Annotated in this window: 17 protein-coding genes, 1 tRNA gene and 4 pseudogenes; 5 read left to right on the forward strand and 17 right to left on the reverse strand. The window is 42.6% G+C overall.

Annotation, left to right across the window (positions count from 1 at the left end):
* Positions 1-9: 9 nt before the first annotated feature.
* The 7 genes from purR to K4H96_RS08750 form a co-directional block, all read right to left on the reverse strand.
* Positions 10-825, reverse strand: a complete 816-nt coding sequence (purR, locus tag K4H96_RS08720; RefSeq protein WP_223312124.1) for a pur operon repressor — start codon at positions 823-825, stop codon at positions 10-12.
* Between the two features lie 92 nt (positions 826-917).
* Positions 918-1,862, reverse strand: a complete 945-nt coding sequence (locus K4H96_RS08725; RefSeq protein ID WP_223337701.1) for a 3'-5' exoribonuclease YhaM family protein — start codon at positions 1,860-1,862, stop codon at positions 918-920.
* Positions 1,852-3,108, reverse strand: coding sequence for a DNA recombination protein RmuC (gene rmuC, locus K4H96_RS08730; RefSeq protein WP_125342147.1), 1,257 nt, complete (start codon positions 3,106-3,108; stop codon positions 1,852-1,854). Before rmuC ends, K4H96_RS08725 begins: the two co-directional genes overlap by 11 nt.
* A gap of 1 nt (position 3,109) precedes the next feature.
* Positions 3,110-3,742 carry a thiamine diphosphokinase gene (locus K4H96_RS08735; RefSeq protein WP_185774609.1) on the reverse strand — a complete coding sequence of 211 codons (633 nt, stop codon included), beginning with the start codon at positions 3,740-3,742 and terminating at the stop codon, positions 3,110-3,112.
* Positions 3,735-4,394 carry a ribulose-phosphate 3-epimerase gene (gene rpe / locus K4H96_RS08740; protein ID WP_002922502.1) on the reverse strand — a complete coding sequence of 220 codons (660 nt, stop codon included), beginning with the start codon at positions 4,392-4,394 and terminating at the stop codon, positions 3,735-3,737. The genes K4H96_RS08735 and rpe overlap by 8 nt, the downstream gene beginning before the upstream one ends.
* An 11-nt stretch (positions 4,395-4,405) precedes the next feature.
* On the reverse strand, positions 4,406-5,284 hold the full coding sequence (rsgA, locus tag K4H96_RS08745; protein ID WP_048773915.1) for a ribosome small subunit-dependent GTPase A: 879 nt from the start codon (positions 5,282-5,284) through the stop codon (positions 4,406-4,408).
* Between the two features lie 234 nt (positions 5,285-5,518).
* Positions 5,519-10,201, reverse strand: a complete 4,683-nt coding sequence (locus K4H96_RS08750; RefSeq protein ID WP_223337702.1) for a Cna B-type domain-containing protein — start codon at positions 10,199-10,201, stop codon at positions 5,519-5,521.
* Between the two features lie 195 nt (positions 10,202-10,396).
* Here K4H96_RS08750 and K4H96_RS08755 point away from each other — a divergent pair.
* Positions 10,397-10,479: transfer RNA gene (locus K4H96_RS08755), tRNA-Leu, on the forward strand.
* A 31-nt stretch (positions 10,480-10,510) separates the two neighbouring features.
* Here K4H96_RS08755 and K4H96_RS08760 read toward each other — a convergent pair.
* From K4H96_RS08760 to K4H96_RS08790, 7 genes and pseudogenes are all read right to left on the reverse strand, one after another.
* A pseudogene (locus tag K4H96_RS08760) lies at positions 10,511-10,903 on the reverse strand (hypothetical protein); the annotation flags it as partial.
* A gap of 56 nt (positions 10,904-10,959) precedes the next feature.
* Positions 10,960-11,832 carry a 16S rRNA (adenine(1518)-N(6)/adenine(1519)-N(6))-dimethyltransferase RsmA gene (gene rsmA / locus K4H96_RS08765; RefSeq protein ID WP_223337703.1) on the reverse strand — a complete coding sequence of 291 codons (873 nt, stop codon included), beginning with the start codon at positions 11,830-11,832 and terminating at the stop codon, positions 10,960-10,962.
* 20 nt (positions 11,833-11,852) lie between these two features.
* Positions 11,853-12,707, reverse strand: a complete 855-nt coding sequence (locus tag K4H96_RS08770) for an SDR family NAD(P)-dependent oxidoreductase (RefSeq protein ID WP_223337705.1) — start codon at positions 12,705-12,707, stop codon at positions 11,853-11,855.
* Between the two features lie 11 nt (positions 12,708-12,718).
* A complete protein-coding gene (gene rnmV / locus K4H96_RS08775; protein WP_223337869.1) occupies positions 12,719-13,309 on the reverse strand; it encodes a ribonuclease M5 in 591 nt (196 codons plus the stop codon).
* Positions 13,281-14,051: a TatD family hydrolase gene (locus K4H96_RS08780; protein WP_223337706.1), complete on the reverse strand. Its 771-nt coding sequence runs from the start codon at positions 14,049-14,051 to the stop codon at positions 13,281-13,283. Before K4H96_RS08780 ends, rnmV begins: the two co-directional genes overlap by 29 nt.
* A gap of 96 nt (positions 14,052-14,147) precedes the next feature.
* A complete protein-coding gene (locus K4H96_RS08785; protein WP_223337707.1) occupies positions 14,148-15,389 on the reverse strand; it encodes an MFS transporter in 1,242 nt (413 codons plus the stop codon).
* A 130-nt stretch (positions 15,390-15,519) separates the two neighbouring features.
* Positions 15,520-16,606: pseudogene (locus K4H96_RS08790) on the reverse strand (ArsR/SmtB family transcription factor).
* A gap of 205 nt (positions 16,607-16,811) precedes the next feature.
* Between K4H96_RS08790 and K4H96_RS08795 the strand changes: the two are divergent.
* Genes K4H96_RS08795 through K4H96_RS08805 form a run of 3 tightly spaced genes read left to right on the forward strand, consistent with a single transcriptional unit; the run spans position 16,812 to position 18,933 of the window.
* Positions 16,812-17,288 carry a DUF2975 domain-containing protein gene (locus K4H96_RS08795; protein WP_223337709.1) on the forward strand — a complete coding sequence of 159 codons (477 nt, stop codon included), beginning with the start codon at positions 16,812-16,814 and terminating at the stop codon, positions 17,286-17,288.
* Between the two features lie 8 nt (positions 17,289-17,296).
* Positions 17,297-17,515, forward strand: coding sequence for a helix-turn-helix domain-containing protein (locus tag K4H96_RS08800; protein ID WP_223337710.1), 219 nt, complete (start codon positions 17,297-17,299; stop codon positions 17,513-17,515).
* Positions 17,516-17,517: 2 nt separating this feature from the next.
* The gene (locus tag K4H96_RS08805; protein WP_223337711.1) at positions 17,518-18,933 is read left to right on the forward strand and encodes a DUF4153 domain-containing protein; all 1,416 of its coding nucleotides are present in this window, start codon (positions 17,518-17,520) and stop codon (positions 18,931-18,933) included.
* Between the two features lie 128 nt (positions 18,934-19,061).
* Here K4H96_RS08805 and K4H96_RS08810 read toward each other — a convergent pair whose 3' ends face one another.
* On the reverse strand, positions 19,062-19,622 hold the full coding sequence (locus tag K4H96_RS08810; RefSeq protein ID WP_223337713.1) for a DNA-3-methyladenine glycosylase I: 561 nt from the start codon (positions 19,620-19,622) through the stop codon (positions 19,062-19,064).
* Positions 19,623-19,633: 11 nt separating this feature from the next.
* The gene (locus K4H96_RS08815) at positions 19,634-20,098 is read right to left on the reverse strand and encodes a pyridoxamine 5'-phosphate oxidase family protein (RefSeq protein ID WP_168956462.1); all 465 of its coding nucleotides are present in this window, start codon (positions 20,096-20,098) and stop codon (positions 19,634-19,636) included.
* Between the two features lie 24 nt (positions 20,099-20,122).
* Between K4H96_RS08815 and K4H96_RS08820 the strand changes: the two are divergent.
* Positions 20,123-20,320, forward strand: a pseudogene (locus K4H96_RS08820) (helix-turn-helix transcriptional regulator); the annotation flags it as partial.
* On the opposite strand, the pseudogene K4H96_RS08825 reads toward K4H96_RS08820, so the two are convergent.
* Positions 20,314-20,529: pseudogene (locus tag K4H96_RS08825) on the reverse strand (helix-turn-helix transcriptional regulator); the annotation flags it as partial. The pseudogenes K4H96_RS08820 and K4H96_RS08825 overlap by 7 nt on opposite strands.

Raw genomic sequence — 20,529 nt, forward strand, 5'->3', positions numbered from 1 at the left:
CCCTTTTCCCTAATCAAATATATTTCCAATTTCCACATCAATGGTATTCGCCTTGACATCAATATTGGTTACTTTCAAGAGCGATTTATAGTCCAGATAATCGCGATTGGCCTGCGCATTGTCCGCAAAGACAGCTACACCTGCCAACTCAGAGTCAAACTCAGACAAGAGGCTAATCATCCCTGTAATGGTCCCCCCGCCTTTGAGGAAGTCATCCACAATCAAGACACGACTGCCGGCCTTGAGACTTCGCTTGGACAAGAACATCTTTTCGATACGATCTCCGCTGGAGCCCGATACGTAGTTGACACTGACCGTTGATCCTTCTGTAATCTTTAAATCCCGACGAACGATGACAAAAGGCACATTGAGAACATTAGCTACTGCATTAGCCAAAGGTACTCCCTTAGTCGCAACCGTCATGACAGCATCAATCTGTTGGCCTTTAAAGCTTTTGGCAATGATCCGTCCGATATTATTCAAAATGGATGGAGTGCTGAGCAGATCAGATAGGTAAATGTAGCCCCCCGGAAGAATCCGATTGCTTTCAGATAGCTGATCACAAAGACCTTGCACAATGGTCTTAGCTTCTGCATCGGAGATGGACGGGCTGAAAATCACTCCTCCACCGGCACCAGTAATCGTTTCGATGGTCCCAATTTCAATCTCTTCAAAGGCTCGCTTAATAATGACAATATCTTCTGAAATAGAAGATTTGGCAGATTCGTATTTTTCTGCAAATGTATTTAAGCTCGTTAATTCATAAGGATGGTTAATTAAATAATTGGAAATAACCACCATACGCTCACTTCTTCTTAATTTCATTTTTTCACCAATTAAAGTTATTTTATTCATTATACCATAACAGAAACAAAAAAACGAACATTCTTTTCCAAGTAATGTCCATTTTTCGTATTTTACTGTTCAAGTTTTGGTTTGTAGAAGGAACGGCCTTCAAGAGCGAATATTTTATTGCTCATTTGACCTGGATCAACAAGTCCCAAGGCAGCAGTCATCATCATCATCTCCGCATCCAGATTATCAATCATGTGCAGAATTTCTGCCTCCATAATCTTAGGCCGTACAGGACTGCCATATTCCAAGAGACCGTGGTGACTGAGAAGCACATGCCGCAGGACGATTACTTCTTCCTTGCTGTCATCAATTTTCAGCTCCATCAGGGTCTTGGTCAACTCTTCATCAATCAAAGCAATGTGGCCAATCAGATTGCCACGCACAGTGTACTCTGTATTTTCTGGACCGCTGAGCTCAATAACCTTGGCCAAGTCATGAAGCATGATCCCTGCGAACAACAAGCTTTTATTAAGCTGAGGATAAATGTCTCCGATAGCATCTGCCAGCTTGACCATAGTAGCAGTATGAAAGGCCAGACCAGACTCAAAAGCATGGTGATTGGTCTTAGCTGCTGGATAAGAATAGAACTCCTTGTCGTACTTGCCATAAAGCGAGCGGACCACGCGCTGCCAGACCGAATTCTCAATCTTGAAAATCATCTGAGATAAATAGTCTCGGATTTCTTTCTGGTCTACAGGCGGTTTTTCCTTGAAATCTGCTGGATCATTCGGCTCTCCAGCCTTAGGAAGACGCAGGGTCAGTTGATTGACCTGGGGCGTGTTATTGTAGACTTCCCGTCGGCCTTGCATGTGCACGACCTTGCCAGCGGTAAATTCTTCAACATTATGTGGCTGAGCATCCCAGAGTTTGCCCTCGATTACTCCTGTATCGTCTTGGAAAGTGAAGGCCAGATAATTTTTCCCAGCCCTTGTCTGACGGACTTCTGCTGACTTGATCAGATAGAAACCTTCAAACAGTTCATCTTTTTTCATTTGATTAATCTTCATTGTTTTCCCTTTCTTCTGAAAAATCAAGTAAGTTCAAATCGAGGTCTTGATCAGACAGCTCAATATGACGTAAGGTTCTTTCGATAGCTCCTGTCCGCCGGGTTAAGAGTTCATCAATATTGCCCGAAGCATGCTGCAAATGTTTCTGTGCCTTGGTCAGAATTCCACCGAACTTGTTAAACTCGGATTTGACAGAACCCAGAACCTTGCTTATGTCGTCCGCACTTTTTTGGATATTGAGCGTTTTAAAGCCGACAGACAGTGAATTGAGCAAGGCAGATAAGGTCGACGGTCCCGCCACCACAATCTGCTCCTCCCGCCGCAAACTGTCAAAAAAGGCTGGGTTGCGGACAACTTCCGAATAGAGACCTTCCGTAGGCAGAAACATGATACCAAAGTTGGTCGTGGCCGGCGGTGCCAGATATTTACTTTTAATATCCTTGGCAAAGCGTTTAACGCTTGCTAAGAGAGACTTGCGGTAGAGCTCAATCTCTTCCTTGTTGCCAGACTCATAAGCATCTTCCAAACGGTAGTAATCAGCCAGAGGAAACTTAGAATCAATGGGCAGATAGACATATTCATGCTCTGTCTGTCCCGGCAGTTTAATGGCATATTCGACACGCTCACTGGATCCAGCCACCGTAACAAACTCTCGCTCATATTGACTGGCCGTCATGATGTCCTCAATAATCTGCCCCAGCTGCAGCTCCCCTAGAATCCCTCGTGTCTTGGTGTTGGAAAGAACCTTGTTCAGCGTGCCGACATCTCGGGCAACACTCTGCATTTCTCCCAGACCGCGATTGACAGACTCCAATTGCTTAGAAACGGTCTCAAAAGAAGTCTGAAGACGAGTCTGAAGTGTTTTCTCCAGTTTCTCTTCAACAGTCTGCCGCATCTGCTCTAGACGGGTTTCGTTGGACTCTTGAATCTGCCGCATACGCTCGTCAGTTTTATCCCGATTCTTGGTCAGGTTGTCACTGATTTCCAAGCGCAGCTCTGTCAAGTTACGGTGCAAGTCTGTTCTGACCTCGCTCAAACGGTCTCCCAGAGCTAATTCCAGCTCTTTCTGAGACGTTTGCTTTTTCTGACTTTCCTGCTCCAAGCGATAGTCCAACTGATCCGATAGATGATCTGCCTGATTTTCCAAGACTTGCTTTAGCGTCTCGGTCTGCTGACTAAGCTTTTGCCATAAAAGAAAGGTCAGCACTAGATTTCCCAAAAGAATGAGGATGATTATAAACTCCATATCAGCTCCTGTCTTTGCTGTAAATGACGACTGTATAGCCGCTATCAAAGTCCAAATAAATGGGCCTATCTATAAATTCGTTAGAAGCATACACTTTTTTGAAAAAAAAGTTATCTTTATTGAGCGGATATTTGGCGCCCTCAATCGTTAAGGTAGCATCATCCGATGGCAGAAAGGCCAGATAGCGCATGCCAGCTACTGGTTTGATTTCATGGCGCCCCTTGGGAACATAGGTCAGCAGATTCTGCTCATCTTCCAGAAAAATCTTCTCCATATAAGCTGCAATTTTTTCATTACTGGGCAGGAAGACATTGGCCAAGGCATGATCCAGACGGCCGCCAAAGGCTCCAAAAATAGTCAGACAAGCATCTGGATAGCGCTCAAAACAAGCTAGAACAGCCAACTCCAAGTCCGTATCATCCTTTTCAGGATGGGCCTGAACGACTTCCTTGGCACTATCTTTTATGCGCAGCAATTCTTCCTTGCTCACAGAGTCAAAATCCCCGACAGCCAAATTAGGACAAACTCCCTGCTCAAGCAGAAAGAGGCTCCCACGGTCTACTCCGACCAAAACATCAAAATCTAAGCTAAAATGTTCCAAGTTTCCACCAGCAAACAGCGCAATCTTAGTCATGCAGGACATCCCGTAAGGTCTGAACTTGATGATTGACATCGCCCTTGAAGACATAGCTACCAGCTACGAAGACATTGGCGCCAGCTTCTTTAGCAATTCCAATGGTCTTATCGTCAATACCGCCATCCACTTCAATATCAAAATTCAACTGATTGACTTCGCGCAGAACGACCAATTCACGAATCTTATCCATAGTTTCTGGCAGAAAGGCCTGGCCGCCAAAGCCTGGATTAACTGTCATCACAAGGACTTGATCAACCAAATTCAAAACATTTTTGACTGCTTCAACTGGTGTTCCCGGATTAATCACAACACTAGGCTTGACTCCTGCTGCCCGAATCTTCTGCAGTGCTCCGTGGATATGTGGCGTCGCTTCGGCATGGATGCTGATAATATCTGCACCGGCACGAGCGAATTCTTCGATATGGTGCTCAGGATTGGAAACCATCAGATGGCAGTCAAAGACTAGCTTACTGTGAGGACGCATACTGGCAACAACCCCAGCCCCAAAGCTGATGTTAGGCACAAAATGACCATCCATAATATCAATATGGGCATACTCAGCGCCTGTTGCTTCTAACTTTTTCAGTTCTGATTCAAAATTAGCATAGTCCGCACTTAAAATTGAAGGGGCAATTTTGAATGATGTCATAGTTCTTCTCCTTATTTAGAATTTTTTTTGGCAACTTTTTTATAGGTTTCCCGGCGATTTTCAATCTCGCTGAGAAACTGCAGGTAATTATCAAAGCGGAATGACGCTATCTGGCCGGCCTCAACTGCTGGCTTAACAGCACAAGCCGGCTCGTGAGTATGGGTACAAGTACGAAACTTACAGGATTGGCTGAACTCAGCAATCTCTGGAAAAGCTTGATTTAGATCTTCAGCTGTACTCACCTCGTAATCCAAAGATGAAAATCCTGGCGTATCGGCAATCTTACCGCCGTTTAGATTGTAAAAGCTGACAGCCCGTGTCGTATGACGGCCGCGGCCCAGACTTTCAGAAATCTCTCCTGTTTCAAGCTGCAAGTCCGGGGCGATTTTATTGAGCAGAGTGGACTTTCCTACTCCAGTCTGTCCCATGAAAACAGTGATTTCCCCTTTCAGCCGTGGCAGCAACTCCTCAGTAGCCTTAAGGACCTCATAACCGATGGCCTGATAGGCCTGTACATAGGCATCCAAGCTCTGCTCATCTTCAAGCAGATCTAACTTGCTGATGTAGATAATAGGATGAATCTGTTTATGCTCTAAAAGCACCAGAAAACGATCCAATAGATTAGCATTGAAATCTGGCTCTTTCGCGCTCATGATTACAACTGCCTGGTCAATGTTGACAATCGGAGGCCGAACCAGGCTGTTTTTACGCTCTGCTATTTGTAAAATATAGCCTTCCGAGTCTTTTTCTGCTGAAAATTCGACTTCATCACCGACATAAGGTGTCTGCCCTTTTTTGCGAAAATTACCCCGCGCTCTGGTTTGATAAACCTGTCCATCCGACTCTACATAATAGAAACCAGCCAGAGCCTTAATGATTTTTCCTTGCAAGATTGCTCCTTAAAAGTTAATACACTCATTATAACAAAAAATGCGAGATTTAGCTTGCTTGTTTTACATAGAAGGCATTTCTTAAGGTTGGATCCATTTTTCATAGAAAGCAGCTGCTTTAAAATATTTGGAATAAAAACGGCATGATAAAAGCGAACAAGTCCAAAAGAACCTGTTCGCTTTTTTATATCGAATGAGATGCTCACTGTAATTTTCAGTAAGTCACAAAACTGATTAGCTGCGTTTCGCCTTAGACATCAGCATTCCTCCTGCGAGAAGAGCCGCTAAGAAGCCAAGAATAGTAACAAGAAGACTTTCTTCCTGTCCAGTACGAGGAAGAGCTTTCCCTCCGACTTTCGGAGCTTGACCGCCTGGCTTATTAGTTATCGCTCCGTCAACAACCTCTTTCTTAGCAGGGATATGACTAAAGGTCAGCTGAGTACCGTTGATCTCAAGCTTGTAGCCATCAACTGGATCAGCCGCAACACTATAGACAATTTCCTTGCCATCCTTGTACTTAGGAAGGCCGCTAAAGTCATACTGCCAACCATTTTCTCCTGACACAACCTCTTCTTTGATTGGCTTGCCATCTGCCAAGAGGCGAACAGTAATCTTAGAAGGTCGTACCTTATCTTGATTTTCAGCATCTGACCATACCGCAGTTCCCTTAACAGCAATCTGTGTTGGTTTATAGCTGTTAGTCAAAGTGAAGCTACCATCTGTTGCTTGTTCTTGGCTGCTGCTATACCCCTCAACCGTCACTTCTTCAAGGACTGTATAGTTGATTTTCTTGCCCTTCCTATTCTTAGGCAAATCCTTAGACTCAAACTTCCAGTCAGTAGTAGCTGTTACTTCCAGTTCATCTACTACCTTGTCTCCGTCCAAAATCTTGACCTTGATAGATGCTGGGCGCTTGCCATCTTGATTATTAGCATCATCCCAAACCTTTTGACCAGAGACTTTAACGGTTTCTGGAGTATAGGAGTTGGTAACGGTGAACTTATCAATCTTAGTTTCATACTGAGCAACAGCATCTTCTTTAAGTGTGTAGGCAATCTCTTGACCATTTCTATATTTAGGCAGGTCTTTAGATTCAAACTTCCATCCATTAGCAGCTGTTACTTCAAGCGTATCAACAATAGTGCTTCCATCCATTACTTTAACTGTAATAGATGCAGGGCGTTTACCATCTTGATCATCTGCATCATCCCAAACTTTCTGACCAGAAACTTTAACCTGCTCTGGAGTATGAGAGTTAGTGATTGTCTGACCTTCTACTTTCGGACTGTAACCTTTTTCTTTCAAAGCGGCTACTGTTGCATCATCTTCTTTGACAGAGTAGGTAATCTCCTGTCCCTTGTCAAACTGAGGCAGATTGGTGAAGCTTGCTTTCCATGTGTTGTCATCTGCCTTATCAGCAGCCGTCAAGGTCAATGTCTTACCTGCGACAGCAACTGGCTCTTGACCGTTTACTGAGCTATACAGTTGCACTGTGATAGAAGCTGGACGCTTGCCATCTTGGTTATTAGCATCATCCCAGACCTTCGTAACAGCATACTCCGTACTTTGAGGAGTGTAAGAATTAGTAATGGTGAACTTATCAATCTTAGTTTGATAGTCCGCAACTGCTTCTTCAGTAACTGTGTAGGCAATCTCTTGACCTGCTGCATACTTAGGAAGGGCTTTAGACTCAAACTTCCAATCGTTAGCAGCTGTTACTTCCAGCTCATCTACGACAGTATCGCCATTTTTCACCTTAACCTTAACAGAAGCTGGACGCTTGCCGTCTTGGTTATCCGCGTCATCCCAGACTTTTTGACCAGAAATCTTGATCATCTCTGGAGTGTAAGAGTTGGTAACAGTGAAATCTTTGATTTCTTTAGTGTAGCCAGCTACATCATCTTCCTCGATAGAGTAATCAATCTTCTGACCATTTTCATAAACTGGCAGATTTTCAAATTTAGTTTGCCATTGATCAGCAGCCGTCACTTCCTTGCTAGCGACTTCTGTCTTGACACCGCCGACTGTCTTCATCAGCTTAATGCTAATCTTAGTTGGACGCTTGCCGTCTTGATTGTCGCTGTCATTCCAGGTCTTGCTAGCAGTGATTTCTGTCTTTTCTGGTGTATAAGAGTTAGTGATATTGTAGCCATTAAGATTAGTTGAATAACCCGGTACAGCTTCTTCCGTTACTGTATAGGTAATTCGTTGGCCATCCTTGTAGACTGGCAAGCCAGTAAAGTTGTAAGACCAGCCTTCTGCCTCTCCGACTGTTTGGGTATTGACTTTTTGACCGTCAGCCAGCAGATTAACTGTGATAGAAGCTGGACGTTTGCCATCTTGGTTATCGCCATCTTCCCAAGTCTTGCTTCCAGACACAGTCGTTGTCTCTGGAGTGTAAGAATTGGTGATGTTGTAACCCTCTACCTTACTAGTATAACCTGGAACAGCTTCCTCACTTACGGTATAAGTGATTTCTTGGCCTGCCGCATACTTAGGCAAAGCCTTGGACTCATACTTCCATTCGTTAGCGGAAGTCACATTTTGCTCATCAACAACCGTATCACCATTCAGAATTTTAACCTTAACAGAAGCTGGACGCTTACCATCTTGGTTTTCCGCATCATCCCATTTCTTCTGACCGGAAACCTTGACCGTTTCTGGGGTGTAAGAGTTGGTGATGTTGTAGCCGTCCACCTTGCTCGTGTAGCCCGGTACAGCTTCTTCTGCAACAGTATAAGCAATTTCTTGACCTGACGCATATTTAGGAAGAGGATTAGATTCATATTTCCAACCGTTAGCAGCCGTCACTTCCTGCACATCGACAATATCTTGGCCTTTCAAGATCTTGACTCTAACAGCATTTGGGCGCTTGCCGTCTTGGTTTTCCGCATCTTCCCACTTCTTCTGACCAGAAATCTTGATTGTTTCTGGTTTGTAAGTGTTGGTCACTACAAAGCCGTCAGCAGCATTGCCAGTTACCTGAGATTGATAGTGAGGGACCGCGTCTTCTTCCAGAGAATAAACAACTTCTTGTCCCTTTTCATATTTGTTCAAGTTGGCGAACTCGGTTGCCCACTGGTCAGCTTCAGTCAGAGTTCGGTTCGCAACTTCTGATTTCTGACCGCCGACTTCTTTATAAAGTTTGACAACAACATTGGCAGGACGTTTGCCGTCTTGATTCTCGGCATCATCCCATTTCTTGCTGGCTTTGATAGCGATTTTCTCTGGCGTACGAGTATTGGTAACAGTGAGATTCCCCTGATCTACTTCTGGAGCATCGTAACCATCAAGCTGATCTTCACCGATTGTATAGGTGATTTTTTGACCGCTTGCATCAAAGATTGGTAAATCAGTTGTCTGAGCTGTCCACTCCGCATCTGTACTACCGCCAGTTACGGTCACTGTCTTATCAGCCAGTTTTTGACCGTTAGCGTAGACATCTACAGCAATAGAAGCTGGACGCTTGCCGTCCTGATTGCTTTCATCTTTCCAAATTTTCTTGACTGTCAGCTTTTTGCTGGCATTTGGATCTACCGTATTCTTGACTGTTTTGACTGCACCATCAGCCTTGATAGTCACTTTCATCGGATTGCTGTCCAGTACATAGCCTTCCGGAGCTGTGACTTCTTCTACTGTGAATTGGCCTTTCTTGATTTCTTCACTTGAGAAAGGCTGTGTAGAAACCCGCCCGTTAGCATCAGTCGGCGGCAGAGTAATCTCTTCACCGCTAGGAGTTGTCACCTTAAAGACAGCACCTTCCAGCATTTTGCCAGTCTTAGAATCCTGCTTATAGAGAACCAGACTGTTGCTGATATCCGCTGTGATAACACCGCCTTCTGTAATCCGGCTGCTGCGCTCTACCGTAGAGCTCGTCTGACCAGGACGATCATCTCTGAATGGCAGTTTTGTATTATCAACTTCCATCTCAGCCGTATTGGATACCAAAGAACCATCAGCTGGTGAAGTTGTCATATAGTTCAACATAAAGGCACGATTACCTGGATTATTGATAGTTAGAGTAAACTCTGTATAAGTGTCATTATAGGCAACCGTATAATCTTGACCTTCTTTCAAGATAACAGAATTCGCAATACTTGATAAACTCTGTGTGTACTCCCCTTGGCGAAGGACAAGTTGCTCCGGAACGAATTGCATTGGTGCACTGCTATCTGGAATGACGTCCTTGATAACAATCGGAGAATTATAGGTCTTTTGCTGAGTATTGATACGAACAGTCCAGTTATGCGAGTAGTCACCGCTCTTGCCTAGAATAGCCGAATTATATGGCTTCTTAGCAATGACCCCTCCAATCTTAGCGTAGTTTTCACCAGCTGTTGAAAAACTGTTTTGTTTGCGCTCGTTAATGGTTACCTTATGGCTCATCGCCCCTTGAGTTTCCTCAGGCTTATAATTCCAGTCTTGATCAGCACCTACTGTCGTCGCCTGAAAATCAAAGAAGAAGCTCCCTCTTACTCCACTAGCAGTTGTCTTAGACTTGTAATCTGCCAAATTCTGAATAGTAACCGTGATCAGACCACCCTTACCCGAACCATTCGACGTCATCTTAGCCGCTCCAAGTTGGACCTGCGTTTCATTATCCGTCAGAGTAAAAGTTGTACCATCAGCAATGGTTGCACCGTTCGGTACTGTAAAGGTAAAGGTATCCCCATCCTTGAGCTTGTTATCGTAAGCAGACAAATCAAAAACTAGCTCATAGCGATAATTCCCCCCTTGGACCAAATTGTAAGCACCGTTAACCTTGGTTGCTTCGCGGCCATTAGAATGATCCCAGATTTTAATGTCTGTGATTGCATTCTTCAAAGCATCAGCTTGAGCAGTTGCTGTAAACAGCTTCAAATCCAGCAAAAACAGAAGGGGCAGCATCAAAAACAGCAGCCATTTTTTCAGTTTCATAACATTCTCCTTTTTTATTTCGTTACCTAAATAAGTAATTAATCTTATTGTAACAAATACTTACTATAATGGCAATATTATAGAACTATTTTAGTAAAGAAAAAAATAGAAATTTTTCCGCTTTTTTTACTGTATGAAAAAAACTGATATTCTCTATTGGCATTTTCACAAAAATAAGTTATAATAGAATCTCAAGCGGAGGTGGTGGAACGGCAGACACGCATGCTTCAGGCGCATGTGCCCGTACGGGTGTGAGGGTTCAAATCCCTTCCTCCGCATAAAAAGCAATCCTATCATGATTGATAGGATTTTTTTGTTATTATGAAGTAGAATTACACTGCTGAGAAAAGCCAGAAAGGTCAGTCCCCCTGTTAAATACTTCTCTAATAGACTCGCGGTCACAAAGAAATTGAAAACAGTAGCCAAAAAGAGAAAAACAGTTCCACTTAAGATGATCTTTCTCAGAACAGAAGACTCCAAGCTACTTCTTAGCCAGCCTCCAAACGATAAGTAACTGAAACCAAAGAAACCCCACAGCAAGAAAAGCAGGAAGTTGATAGGCCTCAGCCATAAAGGAAATACTATATAAGTGCCGCCAAATACCAAACGTCCCAGAGGCAGACCTAGCAGTAGAAGGAAATGGAGCAAAGATTGCGAAAACCAGAGCAAGGCAGAAAACAAAGACAGACATTTCACTTTCATATTTACCTCATTAGCAAAATAGAAGACCAGCTATATAGAGCGGATCTTCTATTTTTTTATAATCCTTCAGACTTCAAAGCGTCTGCCAAGCGCGCAAATTCCTCTAAACTCAGAGCTTCTCCCCGAACACTTGGAGATAAGTCAGCTCGTTCTAAAGCTGCTGTTAGTTTTCCTTTAGTCTCCTCTGACTTTCCAAAACAATTGGTCAGGTTATTCCAGAGAGTCTTCCGGCGGTGGACAAAGCTAGCCTTGGAGACCTTGAAAAAGAATTTCTCATCCTGAACTACAACTGCCGGTTGGTCTCTGCGCACCATCTTGAGAATAGCCGAATCCACATTTGGCGCTGGCACAAAGACTGTCCGCGGCACGATAAAGGCAACCTTGGCCGTCATGTAATACTGGACCGCAATCGACAAACTGCCGTAGGCCTTGGTATTAGGCTGAGCTGATATCCGATCCGCTACTTCTTTTTGCATCATCACGACAAACTCACTAAAAGGAATCCCGCTTTCAATCAAATGCATGAGAATCGGCGTCGTAATGTAGTAGGGCAGATTTGCCACTACCTTGATAGGCAGGTCTGGATTCTTAAACTCTGCTATGTACTGGGCCAGATCAACCTTGAGAATATCCTGATTGACCACTGTCACATTGTCAAAATCGCGCAGGGTATCCGCCAAAATCGGTACCAGACGGTCATCAATCTCAAAGGCCATAACCTCTGCAGCATTTTCCGCCAAAAATTCTGTCAATGCCCCAATTCCAGGCCCAATTTCAATGACATTGACATTTTTGTCAATCTCAGCTGTATCCACAATCTTCTGGAGGATGTTGGTATCCGTCAGGAAATTCTGACCGAAAGATTTTTTAAAAGTGAAACCGTGACGCTCCAGAATGGCACGGGTCACACTATGGTCTGCAATACGCATCTTTTCTCTTTTCTAATTATTTATTCATTATCTTTTAAGGAAGTCATTTGCCCTAGCAAGGTGTAAAGTTTTTTCTGCTCTTCTTCCTCGTAAGCAAATGCGTTAGCCTTTACTTCTCTGCATTTCTCGTCATACAAAAAGCCCTCATAACCATCTTCTGTAGATAAAGCTATATAGACTTTCGCCATTTCTTCAGGACTAATCGAAAATCTCGACTTAATTTTATACAGATTTTTCATAAAAGCGCTGAGGTGATCATAGCGGCGCATATCAACTTTGACATTGGTTACACGGATTGCCTGAATTTTGATGCCTTTCCAATGTTTCCCCATATAAAGCGACAACATCAACAAGGCCAGCTTATTCTGATAATAGGTCTTAGCAGGACTGTAATGTTTTTGACCGAATAAATTTTCAAAATCAAGCTTCATGAAAGGGTAAAGCACTAGCCCTTGGGAAGAAATATTAATAATCCGACCACTTTCTGACTTTTCCAACAAGCCCTTCAACAAAGTAGAAAGTAAAAAGGGAGCAACCACGTTGGTCGCAAATTGCTTCTCCAATCCGTCTTTGGTAAGAACCGGCTTTTTGACCGATAAGTCAAAATCGGCCGCATTGTTAATTAAAACATCTAAAGTCTCTTCTTTTTGGATATACTGTTCTACCGCTTTCTTGACACTTTTCATCTCAGATAAATCAGCCAAGATATAATCTACATGCGGATTTCCTGTTTGTTGACGGATCTTTTCACAGGCTTGCTCAGCTGCTTCTTTCCGCCGGCAAAATAGGGTCACTGACCACCCCTTTTCAGCTAACTGTTTAGCAGTTTGATATCCAATCCCACTATTGCCGCCCGTAATAATTACTTTTTTCATTTTTGACTCCGTTAGACTGAATATTTAAGCATGGCTTCTTCCACTTCCGCCAAGGTCACGCCAAACAACTCTAAGCGCTTAAGCAGTTGCTTGCCATTGGAATAGCCGATACGGAGTTCTTCACCCAGATACTCTCGGCGCTGACGGCTGTCGCTTCCCATAAGTAGACCCAGTCGCACAAGATCGCTTTTGGTGATATCAAAATTATCCTCATCATCAAAATATCCGACCAGCCCAGCTAACGCCTGCTGTAAATCCTCAAATGATGCATGCTCTACTCCAAGCGATTTACCTTTGTTCTTAGACTTAGGAGTCGCCTCATCTCGACGGAGAAAGGCATGCTGAGCAGTTGGCACGGCTTCCATAATCATTCGCCGGATACGCTCACCGTTGTAGTCTGGATCGGTAAAGACAATAACGCCACGCAGCTGGTGCAGTTTCCCTATCCTCTCTAGGTCTTCTTCATTAATAGCGGAACCTCTCGTCTCGTAAGTATCAACTTGGTAAAATCGCTGCAGATTGGCCGTATCATCCTTGCCCTCAACGACAATTACCTGGGGGATTTTTATCTTCTCAGTCAAGCCCAAACACCTTCTTTGCATTATCATAGGTCGCTTGCGCTACTTCTTCGACAGGCAACCCACGAAGCTCAGCAATTTTCTCTACAACATAGCGAGTATAGGCTGTTTTGTTTTCTCGGCCTCGTTTGGGAACAGGCGCCAAGTAAGGTGCATCCGTCTCGACGAGGATTTTGTCCAAAGGCAGATTCTGAGCCGCCTCCTGAATATCCGTCGCTTTCTTAAAAGTGACAACTCCAGAAAAGGAAATCATCATTCCTAACTCGATAAAGCGCTCTGCCATTTCCAAAGAACCCGAATAAGAGTGCATAATACCACCTCGAGGGCCCACGCCTTCACTCTTGATAATCTCATAGGTATCTTCTAAAGCATCACGTGTGTGAACGACAAAGGGCAGGTTCAGCTCTTTGGAGAGCTGGATTTGGCGTCGAAAAACCCTCTCCTGAACATCCTTGGGCGCAGTCATCCAGTGATAGTCCAGTCCAATCTCGCCCAGAGCCAGCACCTTGGGATGACGAAGCTTGTCCAGCAGATAGGTTTCCACCGCCTCATCATAAGTCCCAGCCTCAGTCGGATGCCAGCCAATTGTAGCATAAAGCTGAACATAGCTATCTGCCAGATCCAAGGCGCGCTCAATGGTCGGTCGGTCAAAACCGACAATATTTATTTTGCTGACGCCCATTTCTGCAGCCAGCTGGAGCTCCTCTTCCTCTCGACCAGCAAATTCTTCCACATTTAAATGCGTATGTGTATCAAAAATCTTCATGGTTTACTTCCTTGTATTTCCTGTCCTTTATTATACCAAAAATGACCTGAAAAATCAGAAGTCTCTTCAAAGCAGAAAAAATAAGATAGCTGCCATTCAACAGCTATCCGAATCTGCCTTCAAGTTCTCCATTGGAATAATTAAGTAGAAAGACAGTGCCAGCATTAGCACAAGTGGGAGGAGAATATAAATAATCCCCAAACTGCTAGCAAGAGCTATTAACAGCATGGATAAAACACTCGGAACAGCCATGCTAAATAGATTAATAGCTGACTGGATGGCTCCCATGGACTTTTCTGGAATCATACTGAATACAGATTTCTGCAATCTAGGACTCAGCAGACCGACTGTAACAGAGCAAGCAAAGCTCGCTATCAGGACAAGTAAAAAGTTTTGCCAGAAAAAACCGCAAAGAATAAAACCTTCACATACTTGGCTACTATACATAGCAAGCTTAGTCGAAACTTTTTTCAGCAAACTGCCACTAAAAATGTTCCCTAAAATCAAACCAGCGGAACTTAGAACAATTAACACGGCAATGGACTGACCGATCTGCAAATTCCAAAAAGGCCTTTTCAGCAATAAAAGAGTCGCTACTGGCGTCAGAATATTCAGAGTGACCTGCCCAAAGGTTGAAACCAATAACAACCTCACAACGTTTTTCAATCCCAGCAAGACTTTAAGAGAATTCAATAAATGCTGCCAATAATTTTCTCTATTTAGCTCCTTGGCACTGCTGAGCTCCGGTTCTAAGTCCTGTAAGTTTTGACTAATATGCCAAAACCCAAGGTAAGCTAGCAAGAATGTCAGAGCATTCAGTCCTGCCAAAGCTCCAATACTCATCCAAGCGATGAGAAAACCGCCAGCTAGATTCCCCAAAATATGAACCAGACTCATACTAGCCTGCCGAAAGCCCATAGCAGAGGTCATATCTTGCTCAATCACCTTTACATAAACCGGCGTCAGCATGGCACCTGAAAAATAACTCAGACTATCCGACAGAAAGTTAATCAAGCAAATCACAAGCAGAATCAAGAAAGAGAAGTCTTGTCCAAGCAGCAAAAACGTTACCAAGCTATATAAGAGCACCTTACTAAACTGTATAAGCAGGTATTTATGAATACGATTCTTCTGAAAGTCCGCCGCAACTCCAGTAAAAACCTGAATTAACTGGGGCAGCGTTTCAGAAAGGGAAATCAATAAAACCGCAAGTGGAGCAAAGGAATAGGCGGAAACATAGTTCATCAAAGCCAAATAAAAAACAATGTCTCCAAAACCTGAAATCCATTGATTGATGAGCAACTGGCGAAAATTTTTGTTTTTTGCAAAAACAATCATACGACATCTCCTTTACTCTTGTTAGATTTTTGTTTAACAAATCATAACAATTAATTAGTCGATTGTCAAATTTTTATTAGATTATTATTTTACAAAAAGAAGACCTAGAATGAATCCAGGTCTTCTGAAACTATGTTAGGTCCTGTTTGAACTTCTCTATAATTTTTTGAATCAGTTCTTTATTGACCGTGTATTTAACCGAATCATCATCCACCACAAGCTCCAGCAAGCCAGAATTTAGGAGCTTTTGCGTATGGAATGAGATAGAGGCTCTTGTAAGCCCCAGTTTTTTAGCTATATCTTTATTCTTGGCATGCGGCTGAATCAATTCAATCAAGACTTTATAGCGGGTTTCATCTCCAAGAGTTTTGAAGGTCAGAGCCAATGTTTCATCGTTAAGCTCCGATTCCGCCTTTGATAACTGGGAACTTCTCGTCGAAAGGACTAAGGAATAGGAGGTGAAACCAGGAACCTTTTCGAGAAAAGAGTCAATAAACATGGGTGACAGAACAAATACTTGTGTGCCCTTTTCAAGGAGCTTAGCATTCTGCTCTTCATCATCCATCACATCAGATAGGCTAAATTCTTGTTCAAAAGCTAGTACTTCCTGCTCAAACTGCTCATAAATAGGCTGATAGAGCTCGAACACTCTTTCCAGCAAGGAAACCAATTTGTCTCGAAGCTTCTCTGGATGCTGAATAGCTTGGTACCAGTACCATTTATTTTCCGGAGACTTGTCACTATTCTCTATAAAAGCCAACAGATCTTCAGGATGTCGTTCGGCAACTTCTCCAGCAGAAAGCTTAAGTGATAAGCAATAGATGATTTGCTCTGCGTCTAGTTTTTTCAGACATTCTAACAAGTCATGCGGATTGACTGGATCTTCTCCTTTTTCTAGTAAGTAGAGGTAGAGGAGCGGAGCCAGTCCCACCGTAGCTCCTTCAAACAAACTAACCGCAACAAGCTCTCTCTTCAAGGGAAGTAAATCCTGATAGAGCTTATCATAGTGCGGCTGTACATCAAGAAGCAGCTCCTTTTGATTCTGCCGTAAATCCTTCCACATATGTTTATCAACCCTTGAAACGATGGCAGGCACCATGAGAAATTCATATAACTTACTACGATAATGAACAAGCTTTACACCCACAGATTCTTCCCTCCTTACATACACATACTCCGCTTCTGATTAGAAAGAGTATACAATTCCTGTTTTTCATTATACCAAAAATCAAGCAAAATATTCAGCCCCTTCTGCTCTGTTCATCTTCTGACAAGAAATCCATCTCTATACAATATGAAATTTTTATAAAATTCCGTCTAGTCCTTAAGACTGATTTTATCTTTTTTCGATATTTTCTTATTGATTATCGATAAAATTCGTGTTATAGTTACTAAGAAATGAAACGTTAGTCGGAGGAAATTATGACAGACAAAATGAAAAAGACCGCTGAAGATATGAGCATCACTCTTACAAAAATCAGTATCAGCCTTTTATTTATTGCTTCCATTATCCTGATTGCTCTTGGACCTTGGGTCGTCAATCTAGTTATCGAATTTCCCTCTCCTTTCTTTCAAGGGGAGACGCGCTTTTGGGTCTTGCTGCTGCTCGGCTATGTCCTAGGCTGCCTAGCGCTGGCCTGCATCGTCCATCTCTATCGACTCCTTAGCCACATTGGTAAAAATCAAGTCTTTATCACACAAAATGTTCAGTACATGCGCTATCTTGGCTGGGAAGTCGGCACTGTCGCTCTTATCTCCCTCTTTATGGGACTGACAGCCTATTTGCCCATGCTCTTAGTCACTGTTTCTTGCAGTATCTTGACCCTGATTATCCGTGTCATCCGTAATGCCTTTGGCAAGGCCATTGAGCTGCAGGATCAAGTGGACTACACTATTTAGGAGGTCTTATGATTCAAATAAATTTAGACCTTGTCATGGCGAAAAAGCGCATCAGTGCAGGCCGTTTGGCAGAGTTGATTGACCTAACACCAGCCAATCTATCTATTCTAAAAAATAATCGAGCCAAGGCTGTCCGCTTTTCAACACTCAACGCTCTCTGCCGTGAACTAGACTGCCAGCCTGGCGATATTTTGGAGTATATCCCTGATGAGGAGGAAGAGAAATAATTATGGAATATCCAGCACAAGAACAGATGAGCGTCCAGCCTTGTCTGCCCGAAGAGGAGGAAAGACAGACCATCTTCACAGGCTTAGAGGACAAGCAACTGCGATTCTTTAAAATCAGCTATCTAATCCTCTATCTTTTAACCTACTTTTACTCTGCAGTATTTTTTAATTATCAAACTGCATCCTTTTCCCCTTTTGCAATCGGCCTTATATTATTAAGCGAAACCCTAATCAGGAAATTGGCATATTCATCACTGCTGATAAAAAATCTTGACAGCAGATTAGAGGCTAGAAGCTTTCTGATCATGACGCTAGCTCAAGCTCTGGCTTTAAGTCTCTGGGGGCTTCATCGCCAGCTAGAATTTTTCCAATTTCTAGCCATCCACATCTCATTCGCCTTCTATATTCTGTCTCGCACAGGCTGGTTAAGCCAGGGACGTTTGGGAATCCTGGTCTGGTTTGATGCCATTCAAGCCTTCTGCATCCTGCCCTTTAAAAATTTCATTGCTGCTATTCTAGTCTTTATAGAAGGTAAGCAGCAGGACTCTTCCGCCAGCTCTGACAGTATGTCTTCGAAGAAAGCCCAACAGCTCGCGATTATCGTCAGCAGCTTCTTTGTCGCAGGAATCTTGGTCTACTTTGTCTGGTCCCAGCTGAGTCAGGTTTCAGACAGCTTTGCCTCTTTCTTCAGCAATACCGCTGATGTTATTGAGAATCTATTTGACTCCCTCTTTTCAAGTCTTGATAGCAGTATGATTCTCTTTAAGGCCTGCCTGGCTATCCCTGTCAGTCTGTACTTGTATGGCCTCCTAGCCGGCAGTCTGTTAGGCAAAAAAGATACTAAACTTAGCTACAAAAAATTTCAAGCTAGTATCCGCCCTTTGCGAGTAGCACCCGCTTTCGCAGCCTACATTATCATCGGTAGCCTCTGCCTGACCTATGCTCTCTTCTTCCTGACAGGTTTAGGTGAGCTCGGTCAGCTTCTGAGCGCCGGAACAGTAGCTCAGGCTATTTCTCCGCAGAATGCTTCAACTGTTGCCGTAGCTGGCTTCTGGCAGCTGGTTCGGGTGTCTATCCTTAACTTTGCAGTTCTAGGTGTCTTCTATCTGATTGCCAAAAAACCGCTCTGGGATCAGAAAGGGACGCGATTCGCAGCTACTATCCTCTTTATCTTTACCGGTCTGCTAGCTTTACTAGCTGGCTGGAAATTATTTGGTATCTACATCTATCTTTACGGACCAACACCGCTGCGCTTGATTTCAGCATGGTTCATCCTAGTCCTCTTGGTTTGGTGCCTACTGACCCTGATTCGTTTCTACAAACCTATCCAAGCTATTCGCATCGGTATCTTTTATGCCCTGATAAGCTTTACCTTGCTCTGCTATCTGTATCCAATGCTTTTACCAGTGGCAAAATAAGCAACTGTACTTAACTATACACAAAAACCAGAAAGAAAATCAGTTTCTTTCTGGTTTTATTATCTTTTTACATCATTTACCGGGATTCGATAATAGACTGCTTACCTTTCTCATTCAAAGGAAAAAAATTATATCCTAAAATCACAGGTCAGCAAATGATCATTGACCATGCCAATGGACTGCATAAAGGCATATACAGTCGTAGAACCAACAAAAGAAAAACCTTTCTTTTTGAGTTCTTTACTAATTTTATCGGATAGATCCGTTCGAGCGGGCACCTCTTCAATACTGGACCATGAATTGACAATCGGGTCATTCTTTACAAAAGACCAAATATAAGAATCCAAACTACCATATTCTTCTTTTAGTTTTAAATAGGCTTTAGCATTTTTTATAACTGCCTTTATTTTTAGCCTATTTCGTATCACTCTTTGATCACTAAGCAATTCTTCAATCTTTCGCTCGTCATAATTGGAGAGTATTTCAGGATCGAAGTTTTCATAAGCATCTGTCATAGCATCCATTTTTGACAAAATAGTTTGCCAGCTCAAGCCCGCCTGCTGACCTTCCAAAATCAACATTTTAAAGAGTTTATGCTCGTCATGCACAGGTCGCCCCCAGTCATGGTCATGATAATTTCTCTCAAGCTCACTATTTTCAGCCCAATTGCATCTTTTTATCTCAACCATCTATTTTCTCCTTATAGTTTGATTTTCTCAACTTGATTATTATCTAAGACCAAGAAAGCATCAGAAAAAGAGACTTCAAAAACTTGCAAGGAGTTTATGTGTTGCTCAATAATATCTTGATAATAAGGATACTTCTGGACAAAAACGCTTCTTATATCCTCAATAGAAAGTTGGCTTTCTTTGACTCTTCCTTGAATCCAGACATACCTCCCATCACCTTTCGGGATTGTTGTAAGAGCTATACGATTATTGGTTGCCAACTCTTGGATTTTATGACTATTTTTAAATGAGATAAAGAACAATTTCTTTGTCTCCTCATCATAGTAAAAATTTACAATTCTTACATTTGGGATATCCTTTACAGAAGTAGCTAAAGCCATTTCTGTCTGTTCTGCCAATAAGGCCTTAAAATATTGATTCATATTTGACTCCTTTATTATTTTCTCTAAAACTAGTATAATATAAAAAGGTATCATTATTTGAAACCATTTAATAAAAATATGGAGTTTCTCATGAATAAATCTCAAAGAATTAACGATTTGCTTATTTTTCTCAATAAGAAAAGACAATTCAATCTAAAAGATATTATGAATCGATATCATATTTCAAAAAGCACTGCCCTTCGTGATATTGCCAGCCTTGAAACGTTAGGCATTCCAATTTATTCTGACTTAGGCCGGAATGGCAGTTATAAAATATCGAGAATCATCCGCAGTTGAGAGTTGTTGATTGTTTTCCTGACTTCTGGTTGAAGGATTTTCTCAATTTTTGTGATCTTGCTTAACTGCTGTTCTGAAATCGAGTTTTCAAATTTTTCTTTTAATTTTTGCAGATCAATATCAAAAGGGCACATATTGTAGTTTTCTAGAGTCAGCATGGAAAAATACAAGGCAGAAATTTCATCTAT

It is taken from the genome of Streptococcus sanguinis, assembly GCF_020729765.1.
In the GTDB taxonomy this organism is placed as follows: domain Bacteria; phylum Bacillota; class Bacilli; order Lactobacillales; family Streptococcaceae; genus Streptococcus; species Streptococcus sanguinis_Q.

What these genes read in the sequence shown, in the direction of transcription:
- K4H96_RS08770 (WP_223337705.1), bottom strand. Translation starts at nt 12,707, where the DNA reads ATGAAAAAAGTAATTATTACGGGCGGCAATAGTGGGATTGGATATCAA.
- K4H96_RS08800 (WP_223337710.1), top strand. Translation starts at nt 17,297, where the DNA reads ATGATTCAAATAAATTTAGACCTTGTCATGGCGAAAAAGCGCATCAGT.
- K4H96_RS08795 (WP_223337709.1), top strand. Translation starts at nt 16,812, where the DNA reads ATGACAGACAAAATGAAAAAGACCGCTGAAGATATGAGCATCACTCTT.
- rnmV (WP_223337869.1), bottom strand. Translation starts at nt 13,309, where the DNA reads ATGCAAAGAAGGTGTTTGGGCTTGACTGAGAAGATAAAAATCCCCCAG.
- rsmA (WP_223337703.1), bottom strand. Translation starts at nt 11,832, where the DNA reads ATGCGTATTGCAGACCATAGTGTGACCCGTGCCATTCTGGAGCGTCAC.
- K4H96_RS08810 (WP_223337713.1), bottom strand. Translation starts at nt 19,622, where the DNA reads ATGGTTGAGATAAAAAGATGCAATTGGGCTGAAAATAGTGAGCTTGAG.
- K4H96_RS08725 (WP_223337701.1), bottom strand. Translation starts at nt 1,862, where the DNA reads ATGAAGATTAATCAAATGAAAAAAGATGAACTGTTTGAAGGTTTCTAT.
- purR (WP_223312124.1), bottom strand. Translation starts at nt 825, where the DNA reads ATGAAATTAAGAAGAAGTGAGCGTATGGTGGTTATTTCCAATTATTTA.
- K4H96_RS08785 (WP_223337707.1), bottom strand. Translation starts at nt 15,389, where the DNA reads ATGATTGTTTTTGCAAAAAACAAAAATTTTCGCCAGTTGCTCATCAAT.
- rmuC (WP_125342147.1), bottom strand. Translation starts at nt 3,108, where the DNA reads ATGGAGTTTATAATCATCCTCATTCTTTTGGGAAATCTAGTGCTGACC.
- rpe (WP_002922502.1), bottom strand. Translation starts at nt 4,394, where the DNA reads ATGACATCATTCAAAATTGCCCCTTCAATTTTAAGTGCGGACTATGCT.
- K4H96_RS08780 (WP_223337706.1), bottom strand. Translation starts at nt 14,051, where the DNA reads ATGAAGATTTTTGATACACATACGCATTTAAATGTGGAAGAATTTGCT.
- K4H96_RS08805 (WP_223337711.1), top strand. Translation starts at nt 17,518, where the DNA reads ATGGAATATCCAGCACAAGAACAGATGAGCGTCCAGCCTTGTCTGCCC.
- K4H96_RS08815 (WP_168956462.1), bottom strand. Translation starts at nt 20,098, where the DNA reads ATGATACCTTTTTATATTATACTAGTTTTAGAGAAAATAATAAAGGAG.
- K4H96_RS08735 (WP_185774609.1), bottom strand. Translation starts at nt 3,742, where the DNA reads ATGACTAAGATTGCGCTGTTTGCTGGTGGAAACTTGGAACATTTTAGC.
- K4H96_RS08750 (WP_223337702.1), bottom strand. Translation starts at nt 10,201, where the DNA reads ATGAAACTGAAAAAATGGCTGCTGTTTTTGATGCTGCCCCTTCTGTTT.